The sequence below is a fragment of the Planomonospora antibiotica genome (genome assembly GCF_014647955.1).
GTDB lineage: Bacteria > Actinomycetota > Actinomycetes > Streptosporangiales > Streptosporangiaceae > Planomonospora > Planomonospora parontospora.
In genome coordinates this window covers 1-26,862 of sequence record NZ_BMQE01000036.1, presented here as the reverse complement: position 1 = coordinate 26,862, position 26,862 = coordinate 1, and the positions used below count along the sequence as shown (strand labels likewise).

Genomic DNA, 26,862 nt, shown 5'->3' with positions numbered 1-26,862 from the left:
CTGTGAGCAGGACGCGCCCCCGGTCGGGTTCAGCCGGTCAGGAGAACTCGGCGAGCGTGCGCTCGGCCTCCTCCAGCCAGGAGCGCCGGGCGGCCAGCGCCTCCTCCGCGTCCTTGACGTCCTTGTCCTTGCCGGCGGCCGCGGCCTTGGTCAGACGGGCCTCCAGCTGCTCGATGGACTTGCGGAGCTGGTCCACCGTGTTCTGGGCACGGGCGCGGGCCTCGGGGTTGGAGCGCTTCCACTCCGCCTCCTCGGCCTTGCGGACCGCGTCGTCGACCTTGCGCAGCCCGCCCTCCAGCCGGTCGCGCTGCTCGCGCGGGACGGGACCCGCCTCCTCCCAGCGCTCCAGGAGGCCGCGCAGGGCGGCCCGGGCGGCGCGGGCGTCGGTCACCGGCAGGATCCGCTCGGCCTCGGCCAGGAGCCGCTCCTTGACCTCGGCGTTGGCCGCGAACGAGGCGTCCCGCTCGGCGAAGACCGCGGAGCGGGCCTGGAAGAACTGGTCCTGGGCGCCCTTGAACCGGTTCCAGAGCTCGTCCTCGACCTCGCGGGAGGCCCGGCCCGCCGTCTTCCACTGCCGCATCAGCTCGCGGTAGGCCGACGCGGTGGCGCCCCAGTCGGTGGAGGAGGCCAGGGTCTCGGCCTCGGCGACGATCCGCTCCTTGGTGGAGCGGATGCCCTCGCGCTGCTCGTCCAGCCCCGCGAAGTAGGCCTTGCGGCGCTTGGCGAAGGCCGTGCGGGCGGCCGACAGGCGCTTCCACAGCGCCGCCTCGGTGACCCGGTCGATGCGCTCGGCGGCCTTCCACTCCTCCACCAGCTGACGCAGGCGCTCGCCGCCCGTCTTCCAGTGGGTGGTGGACTCCGCCACGCTCTCCGCCTCGGCGACGATCCGCTCCTTGACGGCCTTGGCCTCGGCGCGGGCCACCTCGCGGGCGGCCTTGACCTCCTCCCGGCGCTGGCCCACCAGCTCGGTGAGGGCGTCCAGCCGCTTCAGCAGCGAGTCCAGGTCGCCGACGGCGTGGGCGTCGGTGATGGACTCGCGGAGCTTGGCGACCGTCGCCTCGGCCTGCGCGGGGGCCAGGTCGGTGCCGCGGACCCGCTGCTCCAGCAGCGTGACCTGCCCGGCCAGCTCGTCGAACTTGCGGCGGAAGTAGGCGAGTGCCTCCTCCGGTTCACCGGCCTGCCAGGACCCGACGGCCCGCTCTCCCTCAGCCGTACGCACGTAGACGGTGCCGTCGTCGTCTACCCGGCCCCACGGGTCGGTGCTCACCGTGTCCTCCCGCACTTTCATCAGCCCTCCCAGGACCGTCGGCCCCGGATTCTGTTTGGTTGTATTACGTCAGCTCTTGGATGACATTGTCACGTCTTTGATCTCAACGGTTTCCTTCGGGGCTCCGGTGCCGTCGCCCCCAGGAGTGATGACGCCGCCCTTGTTCACCTTGTCGACGATCTCCAGGCCCTTGGTAACCGTACCGAACGGCGTGTAGTTCGGCCCCAGCTCGGCGTCGCCGTACACGATGAAGAACTGGCTGCCGTTGGTGTTGGGGCCGCTGTTGGCCATGGCGACCACGCCGCGGGTGTACTTGGCGCCGGTGAGGTTCTCGTCCACGAAACGGTATCCGGGGCCGCCCTGGCCGTCGGTGGCGCCCTTGCCGTCGGCCTTGGCCAGCGGGTCGCCGCACTGCAGGACCGGGAACTGATCGGAGCCCAGGCGGTGGCACCTGGTGCCGTCGAAGTAGCCCTTCTCCGCCAGGAAGGCGAAGGAGCCGACCGTGCAGGGGGTCTTGGCGGCGTCCAGCTCGATGACGATGTCGCCCCGGTTGGTGGCGAGGGTCATCGCCTTGGGGGAGGTGTCCACCTTGGCCGGAGGCGTGCCGACGTCCTTGACCACGCCGCCGGGGGAGGCGACGTAGCCGCAGGTGCCGGTGGCCGGGTCGAAGGCCTTGGGCTCGGCCGCGGCCTGGCTCGCCGGCGCGGAGGGCTCCGGGCTCGCCGAGGTGGTGGCGGGGTCCTCGCCCCCGAGCAGGACGGTCGCGGCGACGACGGCGCCCACGACCACCACGGTGGCCACGCTGCTTCCGATGATCGTCATTCGCTTGGCCCTGGTCTCGCGCTCCGCGCGTCGCTGCAGCTGCCGCTCGTAGTGCTCGCGAGCCAGTTGCTTCTGGCGGTCCTTGCCGCTCACCGCTTCGCCCTCCCGGGTGCCGGAGTGTTCTTCAGATATCGAGGTGGGCGAATCGTATCGGCCGGAGGGTCATGATTCGCAGCCCGCAGACCCTCACCGGTACCCTTCGGTTACATTCCCATCCGCTTTCTTGACGAGACAGCTGAGGCAGATGCTCATCGCCGGCTTTCCCGCAGGGTCCTTCCAGACCAACTGCTACGTCGTCGCTCCCGCCGCCGGCGAGGAGTGCGTCATCGTCGATCCGGGGCAGAACGCGGTCGGCGATCTGGACGACGTGCTGCGCGAGCATCGGCTCAAGCCGGTCGCGGTGCTGGTCACGCACGGTCACCTCGACCACATGTGGTCGGTCGCCCCGGTCTGCGGCGCGCGCGACGTCCCGGCGTGGATCCACCCCGAGGACCGCGAGCTGCTCTCCGACCCGGGCAAGGGGCTGTCGCTGGCGACGCGCCAGCAGCTGTTCGGCGGGCTGACCTTCGCCGAGCCGGACGACGTGCGCGAACTCGCCGACGGCGAGGTGCTCCACCTGGCCGGCCTGGAGCTCACCGTCGACCACACGCCCGGCCATACCAGGGGGTCGGTGACGTTCAGGCTGCCCCGCACGGACGAGATCCCGGACGTGATGTTCTCGGGCGACCTGCTGTTCGCCGGCTCCATCGGCCGCACCGACCTTCCGGGCGGTGACTACCCGACCATCCTGCGCAGCCTGGCGGCCAAGTGCCTGCCGCTGCCGGACGACACGGCGGTCCTGCCCGGCCACGGACCACAGACCACGATCGGCACCGAGCGCGCCACCAACCCGTATCTCGCGGAGGCCGCCCCGCTTGCCGGTCCCACCAGGGGAATCTAGAGACCATGACCTTCCAGGCGCCCAAGGGCACCTTCGACTGGCTGCCACCGCGTTCCGAGCGGGTCCTCGCCGTGCGCGAGGCGCTCGTCGCCCCGGTCCGCCGCGCGGGCTACGGCTACATCGAGACGCCGACCTTCGAGGACACCGCGCTGTTCGTCCGCGGTGTCGGGGAGTCGACCGACGTCGTCTCCAAGGAGATGTACACCTTCACCGACAAGGGCGGGCGCTCCATCACGCTGCGCCCGGAGGGCACCGCGCCGGTCGTGCGGGCCGTCCTCCAGCACGGCCTGCACAACGGGCAGCTCCCGGTCAAGCTCTGGTACTCCGGGAGCCAGTTCCGCTACGAGCGGGCGCAGAAGGGCCGCTACCGCCACTTCTCGCAGGTCGGCGCCGAGGCCCTGGGGGCCGAGGACCCGGCGCTGGACGCCGAGCTGATCCTGCTGGCCGCCGACGGCTTCGCCGCCCTGGGCCTGACCGGGGTGCGGCTGCTGCTCAACACGCTGGGCTGCAAGGAGTGCCGCCCCGCCTACCGCGCCGCGCTTCAGGAGTTCCTGCGCGCCCTCGACCTGGACGAGCCCACCCGGGCCCGGATCGAGATCAACCCGTTGCGCGTGCTCGACGACAAACGGCCCGAGGTGCAGGCGCAGCTCGCCGGCGCGCCCCTGGTCGTCGACCACCTGTGCGAGGCGTGCAAGGCCTACCACGAGGAGGTCCGCTCCCTGCTGACCGCCGCCGGCCTGGCCTACACCGACGACCCGCGGCTGGTCCGCGGCCTCGACTACTACACGCGCACCACCTTCGAGTTCGTCCACGACGGCCTGGGCTCGCAGTCGGCGGTCGGCGGCGGCGGCCGCTACGACGGGCTGAGCGAGATGATCGGCGGCCCGGCGCTGCCGAGCGTCGGCTGGGCCCTCGGCGTGGACCGGACGATCCTGGCCATGGAGGCCGAGGGGCTGCTGGAGGAGGACACCGCGCACCGGCGGGTACAGGTGTACGGTGTGCCGCTGGGGGAGGAGGCGCGCCGCCGGATGTTCCGGCTCCTCACCGAGCTGCGCCGGGCCGGCCTGGCCGCCGACATGGCGTTCGGCGGCAAGGGCGTCAAGGGGGCCATGAAGGGCGCCGACCGCTCCGGGGCCCGCTACGCGCTGATCCTGGGCGGACGCGACCTCGAGACGCAGGCCGTACAGCTGAAGGACCTGACCACCGCAGAGCAGACCGAGGTGCCGTTGGCCGAGGTCGTCGACATCCTGAAGGGGAAGTTTTCGTGATTCGCACGCACACCGCGGGATCGCTGCGCGAGCAGCACGCGGGGGAGCAGGTGACGCTGGCCGGATGGGTGGCGCGCCGCCGTGACCACGGCGGTGTGGTCTTCATCGACCTGCGGGACGCCTCGGGCTCGGCACAGGTGGTCTTCCGTGAGGAGGACGACGCGCACGGCCTGCGTGCCGAATACTGCGTGAAGGTCGTCGGGGAGGTGCGGGTCCGGCCCGCGGGCAACGAGAACCCCGACCTGCCGACCGGCGCGATCGAGGTCGTCGCCTCCGAGGTGGAGGTGCTGAGCGAGTCCGCGCCGCTGCCGTTCCCCATCGAGGGCAACGCGGGCGTGTCCGAAGAGGCGCGGCTGAAGTACCGCTACCTCGACATCCGCCGCCAGCAGGTCGCCCACGCCATGCGGATCCGCTCCAAGGCCACCTACCTGGCCAACGAGGTGATGAACGAGCACGGGTTCGTCTACGTCGAGACCCCGACGCTCACCCGCTCCACGCCCGAGGGCGCCCGCGACTTCCTGGTCCCGGTCCGCCTCCAGCCGGGCAGCTGGTACGCCCTGCCGCAGTCGCCGCAGCTGTTCAAGCAGCTCCTCCAGGTCGCCGGCCTGGAGCGCTACTACCAGCTCGCCAAGTGCTACCGCGACGAGGACCTGCGCGCCGACCGGCAGCCGGAGTTCACCCAGATCGACATCGAGATGTCCTTCGTGGACCAGGACGACGTCATCGCCCTGGGCGAGGCGCTGATCGGCCGCATCTGGAAGGAGACGATCGGCTACGAGCTGCCCACGCCGCTGCCCCGGATGACCTATGCCGAGGCCATGGCCCGCTACGGCTCGGACAAGCCGGACCTGCGGTTCGGCTGCGAGCTGGTCGAGATGACCTCCTTCTTCGCCGAGACGGGCTTCCGCGTCTTCCAGGCGCCGTACGTCGGCGCCGTGGTCATGCCCGGCGGCGCCTCCCAGACCCGCAAGGAGCTGGACGGCTGGCAGGAGTGGGCCAAGTCGCGCGGCGCCCGGGGCCTGGCCTACGTGCTGGTCGGCGAGGACGGCACGCTCGGCGGCCCGGTCGCCAAGAACCTGTCGGAGACCGAGACCGCGGGGCTGGCCGCCGAGGTCGGCGCGAAGCCGGGCGACGCGGTCTTCTTCGCGGCCGGCAAGCCCGCCGACTCCCGCGACCTGCTCGGCGCGGCCCGCCTGGAGATCGGCCGGCGCTGCGGCCTGATCGACGAGTCGGCGTGGAACTTCCTGTGGGTCGTCGACGCACCCATGTTCGAGCCCGTCTACGACGACGTCGGCCGCCAGTCCGGCTGGACCGCGGTGCACCACCCGTTCACCGGTCCCAAGCCCGAGTGGGCCGACACCTTCCAGGACAACCCGGGCGAGGCCCTGGCCTACGCCTACGACATGGTCTGCAACGGCATGGAGATCGGCGGCGGCTCGATCCGGATCCACCGCGCCGAGATGCAGCAGCGCGTCTTCGACGTGCTCGGCATCTCCAAGGAGGAGGCCGAGAGCAAGTTCGGCTTCCTGCTGGAGGCGTTCAAGTACGGCCCGCCGCCGCACGGCGGCATCGCCTACGGCTGGGACCGGATCTGCATGCTGCTGGCGGGCGGCGACTCGATCCGCGACGTCATCGCCTTCCCGAAGACGGCCTCCGGCTTCGACCCGCTGACCGGCGCGCCCACCCCGATCACGGGTGAGCAGCGCAAGGAGGCGGGCGTCGACGCCAAGCCCAAGGAGGCGGCCGAGGCCTGACCTGCGGGCGTGCCGCCGGAGCCCCGGCGGGCGGACGACGCCCGCCGGGGCTCCGGCGCGTCCGGGGCCGGGCCGGCGTCCCTGCGGGACCGACGGCGGGCGGGCCGCGCCGGCGCCTTCAGAACCGGACGGGCAGCGCCTGCAGGCCGCGGATGAGCGAGCCGTTCAGACGCCAGGCCACGTCCTCGGCCGGGCAGGCGAGTCTGATGCCGGGCAGGCGGCGCAGCAGCGTCTCGAAGGCGATCCGCGCCTCCAGCCGGGCCAACGGGGCGCCCAGGCAGAAGTGGATGCCGTGGCCGAAGGCGAGGTGGTGCTTGCCGGCGCGGGTGATGTCCAGCGTGTCGGGGTCGTCGAACGCCGCCGGGTCGCGGCCCGCCGCGCCGAGCGAGACGTGCACCACGCCGCCCTTGGGCACGGGGACGCCCGCGATCTCCATGTCCTCGGTGGCGAAACGGAACGTGGCCCGCTCCACCGGCCCCTCGTAGCGGAGGAACTCCTCGATCGCGCCCGGCAGCAGTTCGGGTCGCTCCCGCAGGAGCCCGAGCTGGGCGGGATGGGTCAGCAGGGCCAGCATGCCGTTGCCGATGAGGTTGACCGTGGTCTCGTGCCCGGCGATGAGCAGCAGCGTGAGCGTGGCGAGCAGCTCCTGCTCGCTCAGCAGCCCGTCCTCGTCGCGGGCGGTGACCAGCGCGCTGATCATGTCGTCCCGGGGGGCCCGCCGCCGCTCGTCGATCAGCCGGGCGAAGTAGGCGCGGACGGCGGCGTTCACCGCGTCACGCCGCCCGGCCGCCTCCTCGGTGAACGCGGGTGTGATCAGGCTGGCCGACCATTCGCGGAAGTCGGCGCGGTCGGCGGAGGGCACGCCCAGCAGCTCGCAGATCACGGTGATCGGCAGCGGGAAGGCGAAGTCGTCGAGGAGGTCGGCCTCGCCCGCGGCCTCCATCGTGTCGACCAGCCGGTCGGTGATCTCCTGGATCCGGGGGGCCAGGCTCGCGGTCCGCCGCGCGGTGAAGGCCCCGGCGACCAGGCGGCGCAGGCGGGTGTGGTCCGGCGGGTCGCTGTTGAGCATGTTCCTGGCGAGCGCCGGGTTGCCCCGCACGACGGCGTCCTGGAAGAAGCCCGGCGCGTGGCCGAGGCCCTTGGCCAGCCGCGGGTCGGTCAGCGCCTGGCGGCCGTGCTCGTGATCGATCACCACGAACGCCGGCACCCCGCGCGGGAAGTCGATCGCGTGGACCGGCCCCCGCTCGCGCAGCCTGCCGTACTCGGTGTACGGGTCGCGCCCGAACTCCGGGCTGAGCATGAACTCGAACGGCAGTCTCTCCGTCGCCGGCTCCGGCATGGGCGCTCCTCGGTCACGGCTCGACGTCCCCTGACTCCAGCTTGGACCAGAGGCGGGGAGAAGCGGGTCGATGTGACGGGGATCACAGATACCGGCGGCGCGGGGACCGCGGCCGGGTCCCGCCCGTGGCGCTGGAACCCGGACGCCCCGGCGGTGGGTCCTCCACGGCCGGGGCGTCCGCGCACGCGGGCTCAGGAGAGCTTGACGTCCTTGATGAGCACCGGGATCTTGGGGGCGTGGGAGCCGCCGTCGCCGGTGATGTCGGCCTCGTTGGTGATCCACCCGCCGGCGGCGATCTTGTCGATGATCTCCATGCCCTTGGACACGGTGCCGAACGGCGTGTAGGCCGGTCCGGAGTCCAGCTGGGCGGTCTCGTTGCTGTAGGAGATCCAGAACTGGCTGCCGTTCTGGTTGGCGGCGTCGGGGGCCTGGGCCAGGGCGACGGTGCCCCTGCCGTACGACAGGCCGCCCAGGTTCTCGTCGTTGAAGACGTAACCCGAGCTGCCCTGGCCGTCGGTGGAGTTCTTGCCGTCGGCCTTGGCCTGCGGGTCGCCGCACTGCAGCAGGCCCAGGCCGGAGTTCTCCGGGGTGGCCAGCCGGTGGCACTTGGTGCCGTCGTAGAAGTTCTTCTTCGCCAGGAACGCCAGGGAGTTGACGGTGCAGGGGGTCGCCGAGGTCACCAGGTCGATCACGATGTCACCGTGGTTGGTGGTGATCGTCATCGTCTTCAGCTTCAGGTTCGGCTTCTTGGGCGGGTAACCCACGAACTTGGTGGGGCTGCCGGTGGTGTCCTTGCGGTACTCGCAGGTGGTGGCGCCCGGCTTGGCCGAGGCGGTGAGGTCGGGTGCCGCCGGGGTGGAGGCGCTCTCCGACGGGGCCGGCGTCTGGGCGGCCAACGGCTCCTTCTCGCCGCCGCCCATCAGGGTCGAGGCGGCGATCACGCCTCCGACCACGGCCACCACCGCGGCGCCGGCTCCGATGAAGGTGTTCCGCTTGGCCTTGCTCGCCTGCTCGGCACGTCGGGCCTGCCGCTCCTTGTGCTCCCGAGCCAGCTGGCTCTGGCGGTCTTCGCCGCTCACCGCTATGTCCTCCAGGATCACCATCTGTATGACTGTTGACTCCGCGAAAGCGTACCGGCCCCGGAGTGTGGTGGATGTAAGTGGCGTAAGGCGCAAGGTGGGGCGGGAGTGAACATCCCGGAGGTCTTTACACGTTCCAGATCCCCTCCGTGATGGGATTCCGGTCTGGCGACGACCACGCCAGCCGCCCGCACACCGGAGTCACCTCATGCTCGACGAGATCCTGGGCCTGCCAGCCCACCCCCTGATCATCCACGCGACCGTGGTGCTGACGCCGCTGCTCGCGGTGGCGGCGGCCGTCTACGCACTGGCCCCGCGCACGCGCGCCGCCCTGGGCTGGGCGGTCCTCGGGCTCGCCGTGGCAGCCCCTCCCGCGGCCTTCGCGGCCAGGCAGAGCGGCGCCGAGCTGAAGGACGGCCGGTTCTCCTCCGCCGGAGGGCGGCTGGGCGAGCGCATCGCCGAGCACGAGAGTTTCGGCACGCCGCTGGTGCTGGCCGTCCTCGCCCTCGGGCTGGTCTCGCTGGGCATGCTGCACGTCCTGCGCGCCGCCCGGTACGGCCGGCCGGTGGAGATCGCCGTCTCCGGGCTCACCGTGCTCCTGGCGGCGGTGGCGGTCTACTACGTCGTCCGCGCCGGCCACAGCGGGGCCGTGGCCGTCTGGGGAGGCTGATCCCCCGCGGCGGGCGGTACTGTCGGGGCGTGGACAGCCTGTTCGATTCGGCGGCGGAGGAGGCGCACCGCGGCCAGGAGCCCCTCGCGGTTCGCATGCGCCCGCGCGGCCTGGACGAGGTGGTCGGTCAGCGCCACCTGCTCGGCCCGGGCACCCCGCTGCGCCGGCTGGTCGAGGCCGAGGCGCCGATGTCCCTGTTCCTGTGGGGGCCGCCCGGCACCGGCAAGACCACCCTCGCCTACGTCGTGGCGGGGGTGACCAAGCGCCGGTTCGTGGAGGTGTCCGCGGTGTCGGCCGGCGTCAAGGAGGTCCGCGCCGCCATCGAGCAGGCCCGCCGCGAGCTGGGCATGTCCGGGCGGCAGACCGTGCTGTTCGTCGACGAGGTGCACCGGTTCAACAAGGCCCAGCAGGACGCCCTGCTGCCCGCGGTGGAGAACCGCTGGGTCACCTTCATCGGCGCGACCACGGAGAACCCGTTCTTCTCCGTGATCTCCCCGCTGCTCTCCCGCTCCCTGCTGCTCACCCTGGAACCCCTGTCCGGCGACGACGTCCGCACGGTGCTGGAGCGGGCGGTCGCCGACCCCCGGGGCCTGGACGGGCGGGTCGGGCTCGCCCCCGAGGCCGCCGACCACCTGGTGCGGCTGGCGGGCGGGGACGCCCGCCGCTCGCTCACCTACCTGGAGGCCGCCGCGCTGATCGCCGACGGAGAGATCACCGTCGGGACGGTGGAGCGCGCGGTGGACAAGGCGGCCGTCCGCTACGACCGCCAGGGCGACCAGCACTACGACGTGGTCAGCGGCTTCATCAAGAGCATGCGCGGCTCCGACGCCGACGCCGCCCTGCACTACCTGGCCCGCATGGTCGAGGCGGGGGAGGACCCCCGGTTCATCGCCCGCCGTATCATGATCTTCGCCTCCGAGGACGTCGGCATGGCCGACCCCACCTGCCTGCAGACGGCGGTGGCCGCGGCCCAGGCGGTGGAGTTCATCGGGCTGCCGGAGGGCCGGCTCAACCTCGCCCAGGCGGTGATCCACTGCGCGCTGGCGCCCAAGTCCAACGCGGTGATCACCGCCGTCGACGCGGCCGCGGCGGACGTGCGCCGCGGAGACATCGGCCAGGTCCCCGGGCACCTGCGCGACGCCCACTACCCGGGAGCCGCGAAGCTCGGCCACGGGCAGGGCTACCGCTACCCGCACGACTTCGAGCACGGCCTGGTCCGCCAGGACTACCTGCCCGAGCCGCTGCGCGGCCGCCGCTACTACCAGCCCACCCGGCACGGCGCCGAGGCGGGCTTCGCGGACCGCTGGGCCAGGATCCGCGCCTTCCTCCGGGGCGGTCAGGCGGGTTAGGCAGCCCCCTCCGTGACGCGGCATGCCGGGGGAACGGGGTGGGACGCGATAGGGTCGTGCCGTTCCAGCCGGGTGAGACAGGGAGATTCGGCGCATGCTTACCGCAGGAGAGGTCGCCGGCCTGATCGTGGCCGTGGCCTGGGTGGTCCTGGTCTGCTTCCTGGCCGTGGTCCTGCTCAAGCTGTCCCGGCTGCTCACCGAGACCACCAAGATGGTCTCCGAGCTGAGCGACCGGGCGGTGCCGCTGCTGGAGGACGCGGCCGTCACCGTCAACGAGACGAACCGCCAGCTCGTCGCCGTCGAGGCCATCGTCCGCGACGTCAAGCAGGTCAGCGGGCACGCGGCCAAGGTCAGCGGCGTCGCCCAGGTCCTGGTGACCGGCCCTATGATCAAGGCGGTGGCGCTCGGCCACGGCCTCCGGCGGGCCATCGGCGCCCGCGGGCGGGTCGCGTCCGGCGCCCGTGCGCTGGAGAGGCGGCGGCGGTGATCCGGAGACTGTTCTACATGTCCCTGGGCGCGTTCGGCGCGCTGTGGGTCAGGCGTAGGCTGGCCGAACTGCACCCGAACCACCTGGCGCGGCGCGCGGCCCGGGGCGCCTCCGGTCTCCTGGACCAGGCCCGCGACGTGGCCGCGGACGCGCTGGACGGCGCGGCCCGGAAGGAAACCGAGTTGCGGTCCAGATTCGGGCTCGACAGTGTGGAAGACACCTATCACTACGACGTAAAGGATGGCCGCTGACATGGAGTCGGCAGAGATCGCCCGCCGCTTCCTGCGCTTCTTCGAGGAGCGTGGGCACACCGTCGTGCCCTCGGCCAGCCTGATCGCCGAGGACCCGACGCTGCTTCTGGTCCCCGCGGGCATGGTCCCCTTCAAGCCCTACTTCCTGGGCCAGCGCACGCCCCCCTACAAGCGGGCGGCGAGCGTGCAGAAGTGCGTGCGCACCCCGGACATCGACGAGGTCGGCAAGACCACCCGGCACGCCACCTTCTTCCAGATGCTCGGCAACTTCTCCTTCGGCGACTACTTCAAGGACGACGCGATCCCGTTCGCCTGGGAGCTGCTGACCCGCTCCGAGGCCGATGGCGGGTTCGGCTTCCCCGAGGACCGGCTCTGGGTCACCGTCTACCACGACGACGACGAGGCCGCCGAACTCTGGAACAAGAAGGTGGGCGTGCCGGTCGAACGCATCCAGCGCCGGGGCATGGCCGACAACTTCTGGTCGATGGGCGTGCCCGGCCCCTGCGGTCCCTGCACCGAGATCTACTACGACCGCGGCCCGGAGTACGGCCGCGAGGGCGGCCCGGTCGCCGACGAGAACCGCTACCTCGAGGTGTGGAACAACGTCTTCATGCAGTTCGAGCGCGGCGCGGGCGGCGGCAAGGAGGACTTCCCGATCCTCGGCGACCTGCCCGCCAAGAGCGTCGACACCGGCATGGGCCTGGAGCGCATGGCCGCGATCCTGCAGGGCGTCGACAACATCTACGAGATCGACACCACCTACAAGATCCTCGACCGCGCCGCCGAGCTGACCAAGACCCGCTACGGCCGCGACGAGCGCGCCGACATCAGCCTGCGCGTGGTCGCCGACCACGTCCGCACCGGCACCATGCTGGTCGCCGACGGCGTGCTGCCCGGCAACGAGGGCCGGGGCTACGTGCTCCGCCGCATCCTGCGCCGCTCGATCCGCAACCTGCGCCTGCTCGGCTCCGGCGAGGAGCGCTACATGCACGAGCTCACCGCCGTCGCGGTCGACGTGATGGGCGAGCTGTACCCCGAGCTCAAGGCCGACGCCCCGCAGATCCACGGCGTCATCGACGCCGAGGAGGCCTCCTTCCTCGGCACCCTGCGCACCGGCACCGCGATCTTCGACGCGGCCGTGGAGGAGACCAAGCGCAAGTCCGCGACGGTGCTCTCCGGCGACCAGGCCTTCCAGCTCCACGACACCTACGGCTTCCCGATCGACCTGACCCTGGAGATGGCCTCCGAGCAGGGCCTCAAGGTCGACGAGGAGGGCTTCCGCCGGCTGATGAAGGAGCAGCGCGACCGCGCCAAGGCCGACGCCGCCGCCAAGAAGACCGGCAACGCCGACATCTCGGTGTTCGGGCAGATCCTGGAGAAGGCCGGCCGGGTCGAGTTCCTCGGCTACGACCAGGTGAGCGCCGAGTCCGAGGTCGTCGGCCTGCTCGTCGACGGGGTCTCCGTCCCCGCGGCCGGCGCGGGCACCACGGTCGAGGTCGTGCTGGGCCGCACCCCGTTCTACGCCGAGGGCGGCGGCCAGCTCGCCGACCAGGGCGTCATCCGGGCCGACGGCGCCGAGGTCGAGGTCGTGGACGTGCAGTCGCCGGTCGCGGGCCTCGTCGTGCACCGCGGCAAGGTCCGCGGCGGCGAGATCCGGGTGGGCGACCAGGTCCAGGCCGAGATCGACGTCGAGCGCCGCCGGGCCATCTCCCGCAGCCACACCGCCACCCACATGGTGCACCGCGGCTTCCGCAACGCGCTGGGCGAGACGGCGGCGCAGGCCGGTTCGGAGAACTCCCCCGGCCGCTTCCGCTTCGACTTCACCGCCGCCGGGGCCGTGCCGCCCAGCGTGCTGCGCGACGTCGAGGACGAGGTCAACGCCATCCTCATCAACGACCTGCAGGTCAACGCCTTCCACACCTCCCAGGCCGAGGCCCGGGCGATGGGCGCGCTGGCGCTGTTCGGCGAGAAGTACGGCGAGACCGTCCGCATCGTGGAGGTCGGCGACTACTCCCGTGAGCTCTGCGGCGGCACCCACGTCGCCAGCTCCGGCCAGCTCGGCCTGGTCAAGGTGCTGGGCGAGTCCTCGATCGGCGCCGGGGTGCGCCGGGTGGAGGCGCTGGTCGGCCTGGACGCCTTCCGCTTCCTGGCCCGCGAGAGCGTGCTGGTGGCCCAGCTGTCGGAGCAGCTCAAGGCGCGCCGCGAGGAGCTGCCCGAGCGCATCGAGGGCATCGTCACGCGGCTGCGCACCGCCGAGAAGGACCTGGAGCGGCTCCGCTCGGCCCAGGTGCTGGCCGTGGCCGGCGAGCTGGCCGCGGGAGCCCGCGACGTGCACGGGGTCTCCGTCGTCACGCATCGCACACCCGACGGCACCTCCGCCGACGACCTGCGCAAGCTCGCCCTGGACGTGCGGGGCCGCTTCCCGGCCGACCGCGCCGCGGTCGTCGTGGTCGCGGGCGTGCCCGGCGACCGGCCGGTCGCCGTCGCGGTGGTCAACGAGGCCGGGCGCGGGCGCGGGCTGAAGGCGGGCGCGCTCGTCGGCGTCGCCGCCAAGGCGCTCGGCGGCGGCGGCGGCGGCAAGGACGACGTCGCCCAGGGCGGCGGAGCCCGTCCCGAGGCGATCGGCGACGCGCTCGGCGCCGTCGAGCAGGCGATCGCGCAGACGCTCGCCTGACGTCCGGCCCCTGACGCGCCCGACGACGGACGACGCCCGCGAACCGGACCCCGGTTCGCGGGCGCAGGAAAGAACGGCATGAGAAACGGCACACGGCTGGGCGTCGACGTCGGCTCGGTACGCATCGGCGTGGCCCGCAGCGACCCCTCGGGCCTGCTGGCCACCCCGGTGGAGACCGTACGGCGCGGCAGAGGCGATCTGGAGCGGCTCGCGGAGCTCGCGGCCGAGTACGAGGTCGTCGAGGTCGTGGTGGGCCTGCCCACCTCGCTCTCCGGCCGCGAGGGGCAGGCGGCGGAACTCGCCCGCGGGTTCGCGGCCCGGATCGCCGCCCGGCTGGCCCCCGTCCCGGTGCGGCTGTTCGACGAGCGACTCACCACCGTCACCGCCCAGCAGGGCCTGCGGGCCAGCGGCGTGAAGGCGAAGCAGCAGCGCGGGGTGGTGGACCAGGCGGCGGCCGTCGTGCTGCTCCAGGCGGCCCTCGACGCCGAACGCGCCACCGGCAGGGCGCCGGGCGCTCCCGTGGCGGTGCCGGACGACCGGCCCGGTGGAGAGAGCGGCGGCCCGCTCCGCCGGTGACCGGCCTCGCGGAGAGCGCGTCGGCCGGTCACCGGGTCCGCTGCGAGCGTGAGGAGAGCCGCGCCCTTTGGGGGTTCACATCCAGATCGAGATGGTTGGTCTCAGTTTGTGGTTGCGGGTCCGGAGCATAGAATCACGAAATTCCTTGACGAAGAGAGTGAGTTGGCGGGATACCGGGAAGAGCTGAGCAGATACCTCGGGGCATGCTGATGTCCCGAGGAGGATTCGCCGTTCCCCGCAGCCGGGCGGCGCGCACCGGGACATCGGGGGCAGAAGCCCGGAGAACCTGGATGTTCAGCTCGGTGAAGCTCCACGGTTCGGAAGATTCACTTGACGCCGGACCGTCCGTGCCGGGAGATTGGCCAGCGAATCATGAACGACCTTGACATGGACTTCCTGGTCGGCGCCGAGGACGACGATGGTCGGTCGCGGCGCCGGTCGCGCGCGTCCTCGGGACGCGACGGCGGGAGGCGGGGCCGCCGCCGCAAACGGCGCCGGAACAAGGGGGGCTTCCTGGCCCCCATGCTCGCGCTCCTCATCCTGGTGGGAGGCATCGGCGCCGGCGGCTACTACGGCTACACGTGGCTGAGCGACGTGATGACCCCCGACGACTACACCGGCCAGGGCACCGGCGAGGTCTCCGTGGAGATCACCGCGGGGCAGAGCGCCACCGACGTCGCCCGGACGCTGGAGGAGCAGGGCGTGGTCAAGAGCGCCAAGGCCTTCACCAACGCCATCGCGGCGGCCGGCAAGAGCTCCTCCCTGCAGCCGGGGACCTACACCCTGCGCAAGCAGATGTCCGCCGCCGCGGCGGTCGAGCTCCTCGACCCGAGCAAGCAGCTGATGGACCGGGTCACCCTCAAGGAGGGGCTGCGCCTGTCCGACACCCTCATCACCCTGGCCAAGGCGACGGGCCGGCCGCTGAAGGAGTTCCAGCAGGCGGCCAAGGACGCCGAGGCGCTGGGCCTGCCCGGCTACGCCAGGGGCAGGCTGGAGGGCTACGCGTTCCCGGCCACCTACGACATCACGCCCAAGATGTCGGCGGCCGACATCCTGGCCGCGATGGTCGAGCGCTTCAACGACACCGCCGACAAGGACAAACTGGTCGCCGGGGCCAAGGAGCTCGGCCACACGCCGCACGAGATCATGACGATCGCCAGCATCGTCCAGGCCGAGGCCGGCCGGGTCAGCGACATGGGCAAGATGGCCCGGGTCATCTACAACCGCCTCGAGAAGGGGCGGAAGCTGGAGATGGACAGCACGGTGATGTACGGACTGAACAAGTACGGCATCGCCGCCACCAACGCCGATCTGCGCAGCACCTCCCCCTACAACACCTACGCCAGGCCCGGGCTGCCGCCGGGGCCGATCAGCAACCCCGGCGACCATGCCATCCAGGCCGCGCTCAACCCGCCCGAGGGCGAATGGTTCTTCTTCGTGACCACCGACCCTGAGCGGCGGCTGACCGAGTTCGCCGTCACCGAGGCGGAGTTCCTCCGGCTCAAGGCCAAGTTCAACGAGACGCGGGCGGGCGGGTGACGGGGACCGTGACGAGGGCCGCGGTTCTGGGCTCGCCGATCGCCCACTCCCTCTCGCCCTACCTGCACCGGGCCGCCTACGAGGCGCTCGGACTGGACGGCTGGAGCTACGAGGCGATCGAGTGCGACGAGGCGGCGCTGCCCGCCCTGCTCGGCGGCCTCGGCCCCGGGTGGGCCGGGCTCTCGCTGACCATGCCGCTCAAGCGGGCCGTGCTCCCGCTGCTCGACACCGTCTCCGACCTCGCCGTCGAGGTGGGCGGGGCCAACACCGTGGTCCTGTCGGAGAGCGGCCGGCACGGCGACAACACCGACGTGTACGGCATCGTGCAGGCGCTGTCCGAGGGCGGGGTGGCTCCTCCCCGGTCCGCGGTGATCCTGGGTGGAGGCGCCACGGCCGCCTCCACCCTGGCCGCCCTGCGCGAGCTGGGCCTGGGAGAGGCCACGCTGGTGGTCCGCGACCCGGCCAGGGTGGGAGAGACCGCCGAGGTGGCCGAACGGCTCGGCACGGCCCTGGCGGTGCAGACCTTCGACAAGCTCGACGCGGTCCTGGACGTGGACCTGGTGGTCTCCACCCTGCCGTCCGGGGCGGCGGACGGCTTCGCCGACCTGGTGGCCGCCCGCGCTCCCGCGGTCTTCGACGTGGTCTACGCCCCCTGGCCCACCCTTCTCGCGCAGGCCGTACGGCGGGCGGGCGGGACCGTGGTCGGCGGCTTCCCGATGCTGCTGCACCAGGCGGTCAGGCAGGTCGAGATGATGACCGGCCGGACGGACGTGCCGGTGGAGGCGATGCGCGCGGCCGGTGAGGCGGAGATCCTCAGGCGAGCCGGTCGGGCGAGCTGACCGTCCCGGAGCCGTACGGCCGGAAGCCGCGCCGGGCGAGGACGAAGGCGAGGGCCAGGAGCATCGCCTCGACCGCCAGGACGAACGGCCTGCCCGAGGAGAGCGGATCCGCCAGGCGGTGTCCCGTCACGAAGAGCAGCAGCGGGGCGAGCAGCGCGATGCCGCGGCGCCCGGCCGCGTGGCGGCTGGCGACGCCGCAGGCCATCGCGGCCAGCAGGGGCAGGGTCAGACCGGTCAGGCCGAGGCCCGGTGCGGTGAGCAACGAGAGGACGGAGACCGCGCCCAGCGCTGTGACGGTCGCGACCGACCAGCGCAGCAGCGTCCGATGGCCGATCGACCGCGCACCCGAGGCGGGGTCGGGTGCGGCGGTCAGCAGGAGCGCGGAGAAGACGAGCGGGCCGGCCCGTTCCGCGGCCATCCCCGCCGTGAGGGGCTGCACCGAGTAGGTGTCCGGCCCGAGAGAGGCGATCGCGTCCAGGATCGCCCACACGGAGACGGTGGTTTCCGCGACCGCCCAGAGCCATGCGCAGGCCGCCGCACCCCAGCGGGGACCGCGCAGCGCCAGGACCACGATGAGCGCCTGCGGGAGCAGGAACGCGAGCTGGACCACCGTGTAGGACGGCGGGAGCCCGCTCGCCGAGGCCAGGAGGCCGGCGGCCGAGCCGAGTCCGGTGACCAGCAGGGAGAGCGGCGCGACGACCGCCGCCGCGTTCAGCGCGTCCCGCCACAGAGGGGCCGACCCGGGGCCGAAGGCGTGGCGCAGGCGGATCCTGACGGCGCCGAGCAGCAGGTCGGCGGCGTCGCGGAGGCCGGGGCGGGTCTGCCCGGGGCGGGCCGACGCGAGCAGGACCGCGATCATCTCCTCCTCGTGCCGGGCGCGGTGCTCGGCCGGGTACCAGGCGAAGAGCACGCGGTAGCGGTCCTCCAGCCCGGTCATGCGGCACCTCCGGCGAGCCGGTGACGGGAGCGGGAGCCCCCGAAGGAGCCGGGAGGCGAGGCGATGCCCCCGGTGAGGCTCCCGCGGAAGACGGCGCCCCCGGCGAGGCGGGCGCGCAGCCGGGCGGAGGCGGCCTCGGCGTGCCGGCGGAGCCGCTCGGCCTCGGCCGCCAGGCGGGCGCCGCCGGAGTCGGTCAGCCGGTAGTAGCGGCGGACGCGGCCGTCCACGACCTCCTCCCGGTCGCCCTCGATGAGGCCCTCCGCCTGGAGCCGGTCGAGGGCGGCGTAGAGGGTCCCGGCGCGCAGGACGACCCGGCCGGCGGAGATCTCCCGCACGTCGGTGATCACCCCGTAGCCGTGCTGGGGCCCGGCGGCGAGGGCCGTGAGGATCAGGAACGTGGGTTCCTGCATCGGACGTTCACTCATGCGATCTTTATATATCGACTGTCTGCATATGGACAAGGGGGTGATTCGGCGGCTGCGCACGGTTGTGGTAACGTGACTACTCGATCGGTCCGGCATGCCTGCCGGACGCGCAAGCGGAGGTCTTCCTCCCACCTGGTCGACCGCGAGGCCGGCAGGTCAAGGATCACTCCGGTTAACCCCGGAGGGCTTACGGCTTAGGGTTCGTGAGTCCATGTGGCCCCGCATGCGCGACGTGCGGGGCACTTTGCGTTCCGCGTCCTGTTGACCAGGGCGCGCATGCGTGACCTCCCGGCACGATCGAGCACGTGGCAGTCGCCCGCCAGAGGGCGGCGGATCGCAACCTAGGAGGCCCCATCAGCGCCGAGCCCCGCATCAACGACCGTATTCGTGTGCCCGAGGTGCGCCTCGTCGGCCCGAACGGCGAACAGGTGGGCATCGTCTCCATCGGCGATGCTCTGAAGCTGGCTCAGGAGTCCGACCTCGACCTCGTCGAGGTCGCGGCGACGGCTCGCCCGCCTGTGTGCAAGCTCATGGACTACGGCAAGTTCAAGTACGAGTCGGCCATGAAGGCACGTGAGGCGCGCCGCAACCAGGCGTACACGATCATCAAGGAGATCAAGCTCCGGCCGAAGATCGACCCGCACGACTACGAGACCAAGAAGGGTCACGTGGTGCGGTTCCTCAAGGCCGGGGACAAGGTCAAGGTCACGATCATGTTCCGCGGCCGGGAGCAGTCCCGGCCCGAGCTGGGCTTCCGGCTCCTGCAGCGGCTGGCGGAGGACGTCACGGAGCTCGGCTTCGTGGAGTCCCAGCCCAAGCAGGACGGCCGTAACATGATCATGGTGATCGGCCCGCACAAGAAGAAGGCCGAGGCCAAGGCCGAGAAGGCGGCGGCCAAGGCCCAGCGCGGCGAAGAGTCCGCGGAGACCGAGACGCCCGTCACCGACGAGGCGGCCGCTCCGCAGGAGTGACTCGCATAGCCTGAACGCTCAGGCGGCCGCGAGAAGAATCCGGGACCGGGTCCGGTCTCGCAGTCAGGCATGCCCTTGACTCGGGTCACCGGCCCGGGACATCGGCACGATCGAGGGAGATACGGCTGAGATGCCGAAGATGAAGACGCACAGCGGTGCGAAGAAGCGGTTCCGGCTCACCGGCTCGGGCAAGATCAAGCGCCGCCGCGCCAACCGCGCGCACTACAACGAGTGGAAGTCGTCCACCCTGACGCGCCGTCTCAAGCCCGAGGTCGTGCTCTCCGACGCCGACGCCAAGAAGATCAAGAAGCTGCTCGCTAAGTAACGATCCCGGGGAGATAGATACACATGGCACGCGTGAAGCGGGCGATCAACGCCAAGAAGAAGCGCAGGGTCGTTCTCGAGCGGGCGAGCGGTTACCGGGGCCAGCGGTCACGTCTGTACCGCAAGGCCAAGGAGCAGATGCTCCACTCGATGACCTACGCCTACCGGGACCGCAAGGACCGCAAGGGCACCTTCCGCCGTCTCTGGATCCAGCGCATCAACGCCGCTGCCCGCCAGAACGGCATCACCTACAACCGGCTCATCCAGGGTCTGCGCCTGGCCTCCATCGAGGTCGACCGCAAGATCCTCGCCGACCTCGCGGTGAACGACGCCGCCACGTTCGCGACGCTGGTCGAGGCCGCCAAGAAGGCGCTCCCGGCCGACGTGAACGCGCCGGTCGCCTGAGGCCGGACACACGGGCAGCCGGCCGGGTCCGGCTCCGTCGAAGAACGCGGTTCGCAGCGATCACGCTGCGGACCGCGTTCGCATTCACGCGGGTTCTCTCGAGGGACGGGTATGGCGGGTTCTGAGCTGACGAACATCAAGTCGCCGCGGGTGAAGGCCGCGCGACGGCTGACCAAGCGGGCCTTCCGGGACCGCGACCGGTCCTTCCTCGCCGAGGGGCCGCAGGCGGTCCGCGAGGCGCTGGCACTGGACGACGTCGTGGTGGAGCTGTTCACCACGGCCGAGGCCGAGCTCCGGCACGCCGAGATCGTCTTCGCGGCGCGGGCCGCCGGGATACCGGTCCTGCGGACCAGCGGGGAGGTCATGGCGGAGCTCGCCCAGACCGTCACCCCGCAGGGTCTGCTGGCGGTGTGCCGCTTCGTGCACGTGCCGCTGGAGCGCGCCGTCACCGCCGGCGCCCGCCTGGTGGCCGTCCTCGCGCACGTCCGCGACCCCGGCAACGCCGGGACGGTGCTGCGCTCGGCCGACGCCGCCGGCGCCGACTCGGTGATCTTCACCGACGCCTCGGTCGACCCCTACAACGGCAAATGCGTCCGGGCGAGCGCGGGCAGCCTGTTCCACCTCCCGGTCGCCACGGGGACACCGGTGGCGCAGGCCGTGGCGAAGCTCAAGGAGTCCGGCCTGCGCGTGCTCGCCGCAGACGGCGCGGGCAAGCAGACCCTGGACGACGTGGACCTGTCCGGGCCGACCGCGTGGATCTTCGGCAACGAGGCCTGGGGGCTGCCCGAGGAGCTCCTGCGGCTGGCGGACGACGTCGTCCGGGTGCCGATCTACGGAAGGGCCGAGAGCCTCAACCTCGCCACCGCGGCTGCGGTGTGTCTGTATGCATCTGCCCGGTTCCAGCGCGCCGGTTCGCCCCCGGCCCCCGGGCCGAGGCTGCCGTAGGACGCGGGAAACCCGCTATTGTCGGCCTTGGAGTCCGAGGAGGCGGGGTCGTGCACGGCGAACACACCGACGAGCGGGGCGCTGACTCCCCATGCGCGATCGGCGTCGACGACCTTCCCGACGGCCTCGTGGTGACCGACCGCGACGGCCACGTGCTGACCGTCAACCGCGCCGCCGCCCGCCTGACCGGGATCACCCGGGAGCGGGCCGTCGGCCGCCACGTGCGCGACGTGCTCTCCCTGCAGGACCAGGACGGCCGCGACTGGTGGAAGTGGCTCGACCCGTACGGCGGGCTGCCCACCCGCACCCGCCAGCCCGAGCTCCCGCTGCGCACCCCGGGCGGCCAGGAACTGCTCGTCACCGCCCGCCTGGTGCGCAGGCCCGAGCGGGGAGGCGAGGTCGTCCGCGTGGTCGTCACGATGCGCGACGCCGGAGCCCGCGCCCGCCTGGAGCGCAGCCGCGCAGACCTGGTCTCCACCGTCGCCCACGAGCTCCGCTCCCCGCTGACCAGCGTCAAGGGGTTCACCGCCACACTCCTGGCCAAGTGGTCGCGCTTCACCGACGACCAGAAGCTGGTCATGCTGGAGACGGTCAACGCCGACGCCGACCGGGTGACACGGCTGATCACCGAGCTGCTCGACGTGTCCCGCATCGAGTCGGGACGGCTGGAGATCCACCGGCAGGTGGTCGACCTCCCGGCCAGAGCGCGCCGGCTGATCGCCGGACGGGTCGCCGCGGGAGAGCCGGAGGACCGCTTCCGGCTCCAGGTGGACGGCGAGCTGCCCGAGACCTGGCTCGACCAGGACAAGATCGACCAGGTCCTGGCCAACCTGCTGGAAAACGCGGTGCGCCACGGCCGGGGTACGGTGACAATAGCCATGGAACCGAGCGAATGGGGAGTCACCGTGTCCGTCCGTGACCAGGGAGAGGGCATCCCGCCCGAGCTGGCCACGCGCGTGTTCCGGCAGTTCTGGCGGGGCAACGCCCGCCGCCGGGGCGGCACCGGGCTCGGCCTGTTCATCGTCAAGGGCCTGATCGAGGCCCACGGCGGCACCGTGTCCGTGCGGCGGGGCCCCGAAGGCGGGGCCGAGTTCCGATTTACCGTGCCCACCGGCACCCCCGACTTCGCCTGAACGGCGGATCCGAGACCCGGTGGGCCGACTCCACGCAGCCGAGTGCTTCCCGGCGATCTCTAGCCGCTTCAGCGACTAGACTCGTGACTCCTCCGCTCCCCGAAGGGAGCGGTTTCTCGCCCGTCTCCTTCGAAGCGGGCGACGGCCAAGCCCTGACCGTTCGGAACGTGAGGATCGTAGCAGGGCGGCAACGCCCCGCTGGGTAAACTCGGCAGCCTTACGAGAGAATGATGGCCGCTCAAGCCCTGGATTCGGAGCTCTCTCTTGTCTAACTACGACCCGGTCGAGGTGACGCCGCTGCACGCCGATGAGATGGCGCGCATGCAGGCTGAAGCGCTCGAAGCCGTCAAGGCTGCGCGCGACCTCGACGAACTCAAGCAGGTACGGCTCGCCCACGCCGGCGACCGCTCACCGATCGCCCTGGCCAACCGCGAGATCGGCGCGCTGCCCCCCGCGGCCCGCGCCGAGGCGGGCAAGCGCGTGGGCGGCGCCCGCAAGGCCATCGCCGACGCCCTCGCCGAGCGTCAGGCACAGCTGGAGGCCGAGCGGGACGAACGGGTCCTCGTCGAGGAGACCGTCGACGTCACGCTCCCGTGGGACCGCCTCCCCAGGGGCGCCCGCCACCCGCTGACCACGCTGCAGGAGCGCATCGCCGACGCGTTCGTCGCGATGGGCTACGAGGTGGCGGAAGGACCCGAGCTGGAAGGCGAGTGGTTCAACTTCGACGCGCTGAACATCTCACCCGACCACCCGGCGCGCTCGGAGCACGACACCTTCTTCGTGGAGTCGGTCGACTCGGGCAAGGTGCTGCGCACGCAGACCTCGCCGGTGCAGATCCGGGCGCTGCTCAGCCGGGAGCTGCCGGTCTACGTGATCTCGCCGGGCAAGGTGTTCCGCACCGACGAGCTCGACGCCACCCACACCCCGGTCTTCCACCAGATCGAGGGGCTGGCGGTCGACGAGGGCCTGACGATGGCCCATCTCAAGGGCACCCTGGACCGCTTCGCCGAGGTCATGTTCGGCGAGGGCATCACCACCCGGTTCCGGCCCAACTACTTCCCGTTCACCGAGCCGTCGGCCGAGATGGACCTGAAGTGCTTCGTCTGCCGCGGAGCCTCCGCGGTCCCGGGCAACCCGCCCTGCCGCACCTGCAAGTCCGAGGGCTGGATCGAGTGGGGCGGCTGCGGCATGGTCAACCCGCGGGTGCTCATCGCCTGCGGGGTGGACCCCGACCGCTACAGCGGCTTCGCGTTCGGCATGGGCGTCGAGCGCACGCTGATGTTCCGCCACAACGCCGAGGACATGCGCGACATGGTCGAGGGCGACGCCCGCTTCACGCTCCCGTTCGGGATGGAGGTCTGATGAAGGTCCCGCTTTCATGGCTGCGGGAGTATGTCGATCTCCCCGCCGTCACCGCCCACGAGGTCGCCGACAAGCTCACCGCGGCCGGGCTCAAGCTGGAGGCGATCACCTCCCACGGGCACGACGTCAAGAACGTCGTCGTCGGCGAGGTGCTCTCCATCGAGGAGCTCGAGGGCTTCAAGAAGCCCATCCGCCACTGCCAGGTCGAGGTGGGGGAGGCCGCGCCGCGCCAGATCGTGTGCGGTGCGACGAACTTCGCCGCCGGCGACCGGGTGCCGGTCGTGCTGCCCGGCGGTGTGCTGCCCGGCGGGTTCGAGGTCGGTGCCCGCAAGACCTACGGGCGCATGTCCGAGGGCATGATCTGCTCGGAGCGCGAGCTGGGCCTGGGCGACGACCACGGCGGCATCATGCTGCTGCCCGCCGACACCCCCATCGGCGCCGACGTGGTCGAGCTGCTCGGCCTGCGCGAGGACGTCATCGAGCTGGAGATCACCCCGGACATCGGCTACGCGCTGTCCGTCCGGGGGGTGGCCCGCGAGGTCGCCACCGCCTTCGGCGTCGCGTTCCACGACCCGGCCGACCTCACCCCGCCCGCGGAGACCGGCCCGTCCCACCCGGCCTCGATCGCCGACCCGACCGCGTGCGACCGCTTCGTGCTGCGCGCGATCCGCGGCTTCGACCCGCACGCCCCGAGCCCGTTCTGGATGCGGGCCCGGCTGACGCGCGCGGGCATGCGGCCGGTCTCGCTCGCCGTGGACGTCACCAACTACGTGATGCTCGAGCTCGGCCAGCCGCTGCACGCCTTCGACGCGACGAAGCTCAGCGGGGAGATCGTGGTGCGCCGGGCGGAGCCGGGGGAGACCCTGGAGACGCTCGACCACGTCGTGCGCGCGCTCCACCCCGAGGACGTCCTGATCACCGACTCCTCGGGCGCCATCTCGATGGCCGGGACGATGGGCGGGCTGCACACCGAGATCTCCGACGACTCCACCGACATCGTCATCGAGGCCGCGCACTTCGCCCCCAGCGGGGTCGCGCGCATGTCCCGACGCCACAACCTGGTCAGCGAGGCGTCCAAGCGCTTCGAGCGGGGCGTGGACCGGGAGCTGCCGCTGTACGCCTCCTGGCGGGCGGTGCGGCTCCTGGCGGAGCTGGGCGGCGGCACGATCCAGCCGGGCGTGACCTGCGCCGAGGTCGAGACCGCGCCGGTCCGGATCCCCATCCCGAGCGGCCACCCCGGCAGGGTCGCCGGGGTGCGCTACGACCGCGGGACCGTGATCCGCCGCCTGGAGCAGGTCGGCTGCACGGTCACCGAGGGAGCCGAGGGAGCCGACGGCCTGGCGGCCGGGCTCGGGGTGACCGGGGACGACATGCTGACGGTCGTCCCGCCCTCCTGGCGGCCCGACCTGACCGACCCCAACGACCTGGCGGAGGAGGTCATCCGGCTCGAGGGCTACGAGAACCTCCCCTCGGTCCTGCCCGCCGCCCCGGCGGGAGCCGGCCTCACCGAGGGTCAGCGGCTGCGCCGCCGGGTCGGCCGGGCGCTGGCGTCGGCCGGCTACGTCGAGGTCCTCGCCTACCCGTTCATGGGGGAGCGCGACCTCGACAACCTGCAGCTGCCCGGGGGCGACGCGCGCCGCCGCGCCGTACGGCTGGCCAACCCGCTGAGCGAGGACGAGCCGCTGATGCGGACCACGCTGCTGCCGGGTCTGCTGAAGACCCTGGTCCGCAACGTGGGCCGGGGCGCGGGCGACGTCGCGCTGTTCGAGACGGGCCTGGTCTACCGGCCCGCCGCGGACGCGCCGGCGACCGCGCCCGTGCTGGGCGTGGAGCGGCGGCCGACCGACGACGAGCTGGCCTCGATCGAGGCGGCGCTGCCCGCGCAGCCGAGGCGGGTCGCGGTCGTGCTGGCCGGGGAGTTCGCACGCTCCGGCTGGTGGGGCAAGGGCGCCCCGGCCACCTGGGCGGACGCGGTGGAGGCCGCCCGCACGGTGGCCCGCGAGGCCGGGGTCTCCCTGGAGGTCCGCGCCGACCGGCACGAGCCCTGGCACCCGGGCCGCTGCGCCGCGCTGTACGCCGGGGGGGCGCTCGTCGGCCACGCCGGCGAGCTGCACCCCCGCGTCGTCGAGGCGTACGGCCTGCCGCCGCGCACCTGCGCGATGGAGCTGGAGCTGACCCGGCTGGAGGCGTCGCTTCCCGGCCCGGTGGAGACCCCCGCGATCTCCGCCTACCCGGTCGCCACCCAGGACGTGGCGCTGATCGTCGACGCGGCCGTCCCGGTCGCCGAGGTCGAGGGGGCGCTGCGCGAGGGCGCCGGCGAGCTGCTGGAGACGATCCGGCTGTTCGACGTCTATGCCGGTGCGCAGGTGGGTGAGGGCAACAAGTCCCTGGCCTACTCGCTGCGCTTCCGCGCGCCGGACCGGACGCTGACCGTCGAGGAGACCACCGCGGCCCGTGACGCGGCCGTGGCCCTGGCGGGCGAGCGCACCGGAGCCCGGCTCCGCGGCGCCTGACGGAAGAGCGGTCGGCGAAGGCCTCGGCGGACGGTGCCCGCCGGGGCCTTCGCATGGGCGGGCACGGCGGTCATGATTTGCAGGGCGGCACGTCGTGCGGCCGCCCCGGTATCCGCCTCGCCGGACGGCGGGGCCGAGAGAGGGAAACGAGATGAGGCACCTGCTGGTGTTCGCCGACCGCGACGACGCCGAGGAGGTCGCGGAGACCGTGGCGGAGGAGTTCCCCGCCCTGGACCTGCCCGCCGTCGTGCGGGAGACCCTGGCGGGGGAGGACGACGCCGAGGACGCGCAGTGGCTGGCGGTGGTCGAGGACCCCGACGAGACGCTGTCCCCGGCCGACCTGGCCCGCCTGACCGAGCTGGCCGAGGAGTACGGCGGCTGGCGCGAGGCGGAGTGATCCCGGAACCGGGGTGCGGACGGGACGAGTAGGTCCTGGGCCCGCCGGTGGAGCCGCCAGGGCCGGTATCGGAGTCTCCGGGCGCCGGAGCAGGTGGGCGGCTCCGCCGCGGAGTCCGTCAGAGCCGGTCGATCTCCGTCAGGTCGACGTCGGCGTCGAAGGGCGCGGACAGCTCCGTGCGCGCGGGCAGATCCGGAATGTGATCGAGTTCCTCCGCCGAGAAGCCCCCCGGCGGGGGGAACACCCACTCGGGCAGCGAAGGATGGCTCATCTCCACGCTCCAGGCCTCGGCTGTCATGGCGCCCAGCTTGACGCGCTCCCCGGCCTGAAGGCCGGGGATTCAGCCCGTGCCGCGTGGTGCGGCACCTCTGTGGCTTCCTGTTTCGCCGGGTCCCGCCCTCCGCTAGGCGGCGGGTCTTACGGTCCCTCCGCAGGCGTTTAACCTCTCCGCCCGTCCGGCGGCGAGGATGTTCTTCGCGGCATTGACGTCCCGGTCATGGACCGCGCCGCACGGGCAGGTCCACGACCGGACGTTCAGCGGCAGGGACGCGGCGAGCGCCCCGCACGTCGAGCACAGCTTCGAGCTGGGGAACCAG

Annotated in this window: 27 protein-coding genes; 19 read left to right on the top strand and 8 right to left on the bottom strand. The window is 72.3% G+C overall.

Going from position 1 to position 26,862, the window contains the following annotated elements:
* Nucleotides 1-37: 37 nt before the first annotated feature.
* On the bottom strand, nt 38-1,288 hold the full coding sequence (locus IEZ06_RS26270; protein ID WP_189239355.1) for a DUF349 domain-containing protein: 1,251 nt from the start codon (nt 1,286-1,288) through the stop codon (nt 38-40).
* 48 nt (nt 1,289-1,336) lie between these two features.
* On the bottom strand, nt 1,337-2,182 hold the full coding sequence (locus tag IEZ06_RS26265; protein WP_189239354.1) for a peptidylprolyl isomerase: 846 nt from the start codon (nt 2,180-2,182) through the stop codon (nt 1,337-1,339).
* Between the two features lie 151 nt (nt 2,183-2,333).
* Between IEZ06_RS26265 and IEZ06_RS26260 the strand changes: the two genes are divergently transcribed.
* Genes IEZ06_RS26260 through aspS form a run of 3 tightly spaced genes read left to right on the top strand, consistent with a single transcriptional unit; the run spans nt 2,334 to nt 6,051 of the window.
* Nucleotides 2,334-3,029, top strand: a complete 696-nt coding sequence (locus IEZ06_RS26260) for an MBL fold metallo-hydrolase (protein WP_189239387.1) — start codon at nt 2,334-2,336, stop codon at nt 3,027-3,029.
* Between the two features lie 5 nt (nt 3,030-3,034).
* Nucleotides 3,035-4,297, top strand: a complete 1,263-nt coding sequence (gene hisS, locus IEZ06_RS26255; protein ID WP_189239353.1) for a histidine--tRNA ligase — start codon at nt 3,035-3,037, stop codon at nt 4,295-4,297.
* Nucleotides 4,294-6,051, top strand: coding sequence for an aspartate--tRNA ligase (gene aspS, locus IEZ06_RS26250; protein WP_189239352.1), 1,758 nt, complete (start codon nt 4,294-4,296; stop codon nt 6,049-6,051). Before hisS ends, aspS begins: the two co-directional genes overlap by 4 nt.
* A gap of 118 nt (nt 6,052-6,169) precedes the next feature.
* Here the strand turns inward: aspS and IEZ06_RS26245 are convergent, their stop codons facing one another.
* Together IEZ06_RS26245 and IEZ06_RS26240 are read right to left on the bottom strand one after the other, a co-directional pair.
* The gene (locus IEZ06_RS26245; protein ID WP_189239351.1) at nt 6,170-7,390 is read right to left on the bottom strand and encodes a cytochrome P450 family protein; all 1,221 of its coding nucleotides are present in this window, start codon (nt 7,388-7,390) and stop codon (nt 6,170-6,172) included.
* Between the two features lie 191 nt (nt 7,391-7,581).
* A complete protein-coding gene (locus IEZ06_RS26240; protein ID WP_189239350.1) occupies nt 7,582-8,469 on the bottom strand; it encodes a peptidylprolyl isomerase in 888 nt (295 codons plus the stop codon).
* Between the two features lie 208 nt (nt 8,470-8,677).
* Between IEZ06_RS26240 and IEZ06_RS26235 the strand changes: the two genes are divergently transcribed.
* The 8 genes from IEZ06_RS26235 (at nt 8,678) to IEZ06_RS26200 (ending at nt 16,854) form a co-directional block, all read left to right on the top strand.
* Nucleotides 8,678-9,139 carry a DUF2231 domain-containing protein gene (locus tag IEZ06_RS26235; RefSeq protein ID WP_189239349.1) on the top strand — a complete coding sequence of 154 codons (462 nt, stop codon included), beginning with the start codon at nt 8,678-8,680 and terminating at the stop codon, nt 9,137-9,139.
* Between the two features lie 29 nt (nt 9,140-9,168).
* The gene (locus IEZ06_RS26230) at nt 9,169-10,488 is read left to right on the top strand and encodes a replication-associated recombination protein A (RefSeq protein ID WP_189239348.1); all 1,320 of its coding nucleotides are present in this window, start codon (nt 9,169-9,171) and stop codon (nt 10,486-10,488) included.
* A gap of 94 nt (nt 10,489-10,582) precedes the next feature.
* The gene (locus tag IEZ06_RS26225; RefSeq protein ID WP_189239347.1) at nt 10,583-10,975 is read left to right on the top strand and encodes a DUF948 domain-containing protein; all 393 of its coding nucleotides are present in this window, start codon (nt 10,583-10,585) and stop codon (nt 10,973-10,975) included.
* The gene (locus IEZ06_RS26220; protein WP_189239346.1) at nt 10,972-11,226 is read left to right on the top strand and encodes a hypothetical protein; all 255 of its coding nucleotides are present in this window, start codon (nt 10,972-10,974) and stop codon (nt 11,224-11,226) included. The genes IEZ06_RS26225 and IEZ06_RS26220 overlap by 4 nt, the downstream gene beginning before the upstream one ends.
* Nucleotide 11,227: 1 nt before the next feature.
* Nucleotides 11,228-13,900, top strand: a complete 2,673-nt coding sequence (alaS, locus tag IEZ06_RS26215) for an alanine--tRNA ligase (protein ID WP_189239345.1) — start codon at nt 11,228-11,230, stop codon at nt 13,898-13,900.
* Nucleotides 13,901-13,978: 78 nt separating this feature from the next.
* Nucleotides 13,979-14,476, top strand: a complete 498-nt coding sequence (gene ruvX / locus IEZ06_RS26210) for a Holliday junction resolvase RuvX (RefSeq protein ID WP_189239344.1) — start codon at nt 13,979-13,981, stop codon at nt 14,474-14,476.
* A gap of 372 nt (nt 14,477-14,848) precedes the next feature.
* Nucleotides 14,849-16,015, top strand: coding sequence for an endolytic transglycosylase MltG (gene mltG / locus IEZ06_RS26205; RefSeq protein ID WP_189239343.1), 1,167 nt, complete (start codon nt 14,849-14,851; stop codon nt 16,013-16,015).
* An 8-nt stretch (nt 16,016-16,023) separates the two neighbouring features.
* Entirely contained in the window at nt 16,024-16,854 is an 831-nt protein-coding gene (locus tag IEZ06_RS26200; RefSeq protein ID WP_203871736.1) for a shikimate dehydrogenase, read from the top strand.
* Here the strand turns inward: IEZ06_RS26200 and IEZ06_RS26195 are convergent.
* The gene (locus tag IEZ06_RS26195; RefSeq protein ID WP_189239341.1) at nt 16,829-17,791 is read right to left on the bottom strand and encodes a hypothetical protein; all 963 of its coding nucleotides are present in this window, start codon (nt 17,789-17,791) and stop codon (nt 16,829-16,831) included. The genes IEZ06_RS26200 and IEZ06_RS26195 overlap by 26 nt on opposite strands.
* Nucleotides 17,788-18,216 carry a PadR family transcriptional regulator gene (locus tag IEZ06_RS37305; RefSeq protein WP_268245631.1) on the bottom strand — a complete coding sequence of 143 codons (429 nt, stop codon included), beginning with the start codon at nt 18,214-18,216 and terminating at the stop codon, nt 17,788-17,790. The genes IEZ06_RS26195 and IEZ06_RS37305 overlap by 4 nt, the downstream gene beginning before the upstream one ends.
* A 389-nt stretch (nt 18,217-18,605) precedes the next feature.
* Here IEZ06_RS37305 and infC point away from each other — a divergent pair, with 389 nt between their 5' ends.
* The 8 genes from infC (at nt 18,606) to IEZ06_RS26150 (ending at nt 26,266) form a co-directional block, all read left to right on the top strand.
* On the top strand, nt 18,606-19,187 hold the full coding sequence (gene infC / locus IEZ06_RS26185; protein WP_229798709.1) for a translation initiation factor IF-3: 582 nt from the start codon (nt 18,606-18,608) through the stop codon (nt 19,185-19,187).
* Nucleotides 19,188-19,317: 130 nt separating this feature from the next.
* Nucleotides 19,318-19,512: a 50S ribosomal protein L35 gene (gene rpmI, locus IEZ06_RS26180; RefSeq protein WP_068895367.1), complete on the top strand. Its 195-nt coding sequence runs from the start codon at nt 19,318-19,320 to the stop codon at nt 19,510-19,512.
* 23 nt (nt 19,513-19,535) lie between these two features.
* On the top strand, nt 19,536-19,916 hold the full coding sequence (rplT, locus tag IEZ06_RS26175; protein ID WP_068895365.1) for a 50S ribosomal protein L20: 381 nt from the start codon (nt 19,536-19,538) through the stop codon (nt 19,914-19,916).
* A 111-nt stretch (nt 19,917-20,027) separates the two neighbouring features.
* Complete coding sequence (locus IEZ06_RS26170) at nt 20,028-20,861, top strand: TrmH family RNA methyltransferase (protein WP_189239339.1); 834 nt, start codon at nt 20,028-20,030, stop codon at nt 20,859-20,861.
* A gap of 50 nt (nt 20,862-20,911) precedes the next feature.
* Nucleotides 20,912-21,994, top strand: a complete 1,083-nt coding sequence (locus IEZ06_RS26165) for a sensor histidine kinase (RefSeq protein ID WP_189239338.1) — start codon at nt 20,912-20,914, stop codon at nt 21,992-21,994.
* A 312-nt stretch (nt 21,995-22,306) separates the two neighbouring features.
* Nucleotides 22,307-23,356: a phenylalanine--tRNA ligase subunit alpha gene (gene pheS / locus IEZ06_RS26160; RefSeq protein ID WP_189239385.1), complete on the top strand. Its 1,050-nt coding sequence runs from the start codon at nt 22,307-22,309 to the stop codon at nt 23,354-23,356.
* Entirely contained in the window at nt 23,356-25,869 is a 2,514-nt protein-coding gene (gene pheT / locus IEZ06_RS26155; RefSeq protein WP_189239337.1) for a phenylalanine--tRNA ligase subunit beta, read from the top strand. The genes pheS and pheT overlap by 1 nt, the downstream gene beginning before the upstream one ends.
* Nucleotides 25,870-26,020: 151 nt before the next feature.
* The gene (locus tag IEZ06_RS26150; RefSeq protein WP_068895359.1) at nt 26,021-26,266 is read left to right on the top strand and encodes a hypothetical protein; all 246 of its coding nucleotides are present in this window, start codon (nt 26,021-26,023) and stop codon (nt 26,264-26,266) included.
* 118 nt (nt 26,267-26,384) lie between these two features.
* On the opposite strand, the gene IEZ06_RS26145 is transcribed toward IEZ06_RS26150, so the two are convergent.
* Nucleotides 26,385-26,564 (bottom strand): hypothetical protein, encoded by a 180-nt coding sequence (locus tag IEZ06_RS26145; protein WP_189239336.1) that lies wholly within the window; start codon nt 26,562-26,564, stop codon nt 26,385-26,387.
* 105 nt (nt 26,565-26,669) lie between these two features.
* Nucleotides 26,670-26,862, bottom strand: a 193-nt coding sequence (locus IEZ06_RS26140; protein ID WP_189239335.1) for a zinc ribbon domain-containing protein, incomplete at its 5' end; no start/stop codon positions are given.

Coding starts and splice junctions, on each gene's coding strand:
- ruvX (WP_189239344.1), top strand. CDS start 13,979: ATGAGAAACGGCACACGGCTGGGCGTCGACGTCGGCTCGGTACGCATC.
- IEZ06_RS26145 (WP_189239336.1), bottom strand. CDS start 26,564: ATGACAGCCGAGGCCTGGAGCGTGGAGATGAGCCATCCTTCGCTGCCC.
- pheS (WP_189239385.1), top strand. CDS start 22,307: ATGGCGCGCATGCAGGCTGAAGCGCTCGAAGCCGTCAAGGCTGCGCGC.
- IEZ06_RS26245 (WP_189239351.1), bottom strand. CDS start 7,390: ATGCCGGAGCCGGCGACGGAGAGACTGCCGTTCGAGTTCATGCTCAGC.
- mltG (WP_189239343.1), top strand. CDS start 14,849: ATGAACGACCTTGACATGGACTTCCTGGTCGGCGCCGAGGACGACGAT.
- IEZ06_RS26235 (WP_189239349.1), top strand. CDS start 8,678: ATGCTCGACGAGATCCTGGGCCTGCCAGCCCACCCCCTGATCATCCAC.
- rpmI (WP_068895367.1), top strand. CDS start 19,318: ATGCCGAAGATGAAGACGCACAGCGGTGCGAAGAAGCGGTTCCGGCTC.
- IEZ06_RS37305 (WP_268245631.1), bottom strand. CDS start 18,216: ATGAGTGAACGTCCGATGCAGGAACCCACGTTCCTGATCCTCACGGCC.
- IEZ06_RS26195 (WP_189239341.1), bottom strand. CDS start 17,791: ATGACCGGGCTGGAGGACCGCTACCGCGTGCTCTTCGCCTGGTACCCG.
- rplT (WP_068895365.1), top strand. CDS start 19,536: ATGGCACGCGTGAAGCGGGCGATCAACGCCAAGAAGAAGCGCAGGGTC.
- IEZ06_RS26170 (WP_189239339.1), top strand. CDS start 20,028: ATGGCGGGTTCTGAGCTGACGAACATCAAGTCGCCGCGGGTGAAGGCC.
- IEZ06_RS26260 (WP_189239387.1), top strand. CDS start 2,334: ATGCTCATCGCCGGCTTTCCCGCAGGGTCCTTCCAGACCAACTGCTAC.
- IEZ06_RS26150 (WP_068895359.1), top strand. CDS start 26,021: ATGAGGCACCTGCTGGTGTTCGCCGACCGCGACGACGCCGAGGAGGTC.
- IEZ06_RS26270 (WP_189239355.1), bottom strand. CDS start 1,288: ATGAAAGTGCGGGAGGACACGGTGAGCACCGACCCGTGGGGCCGGGTA.
- IEZ06_RS26225 (WP_189239347.1), top strand. CDS start 10,583: ATGCTTACCGCAGGAGAGGTCGCCGGCCTGATCGTGGCCGTGGCCTGG.
- hisS (WP_189239353.1), top strand. CDS start 3,035: ATGACCTTCCAGGCGCCCAAGGGCACCTTCGACTGGCTGCCACCGCGT.
- alaS (WP_189239345.1), top strand. CDS start 11,228: ATGGAGTCGGCAGAGATCGCCCGCCGCTTCCTGCGCTTCTTCGAGGAG.
- pheT (WP_189239337.1), top strand. CDS start 23,356: ATGAAGGTCCCGCTTTCATGGCTGCGGGAGTATGTCGATCTCCCCGCC.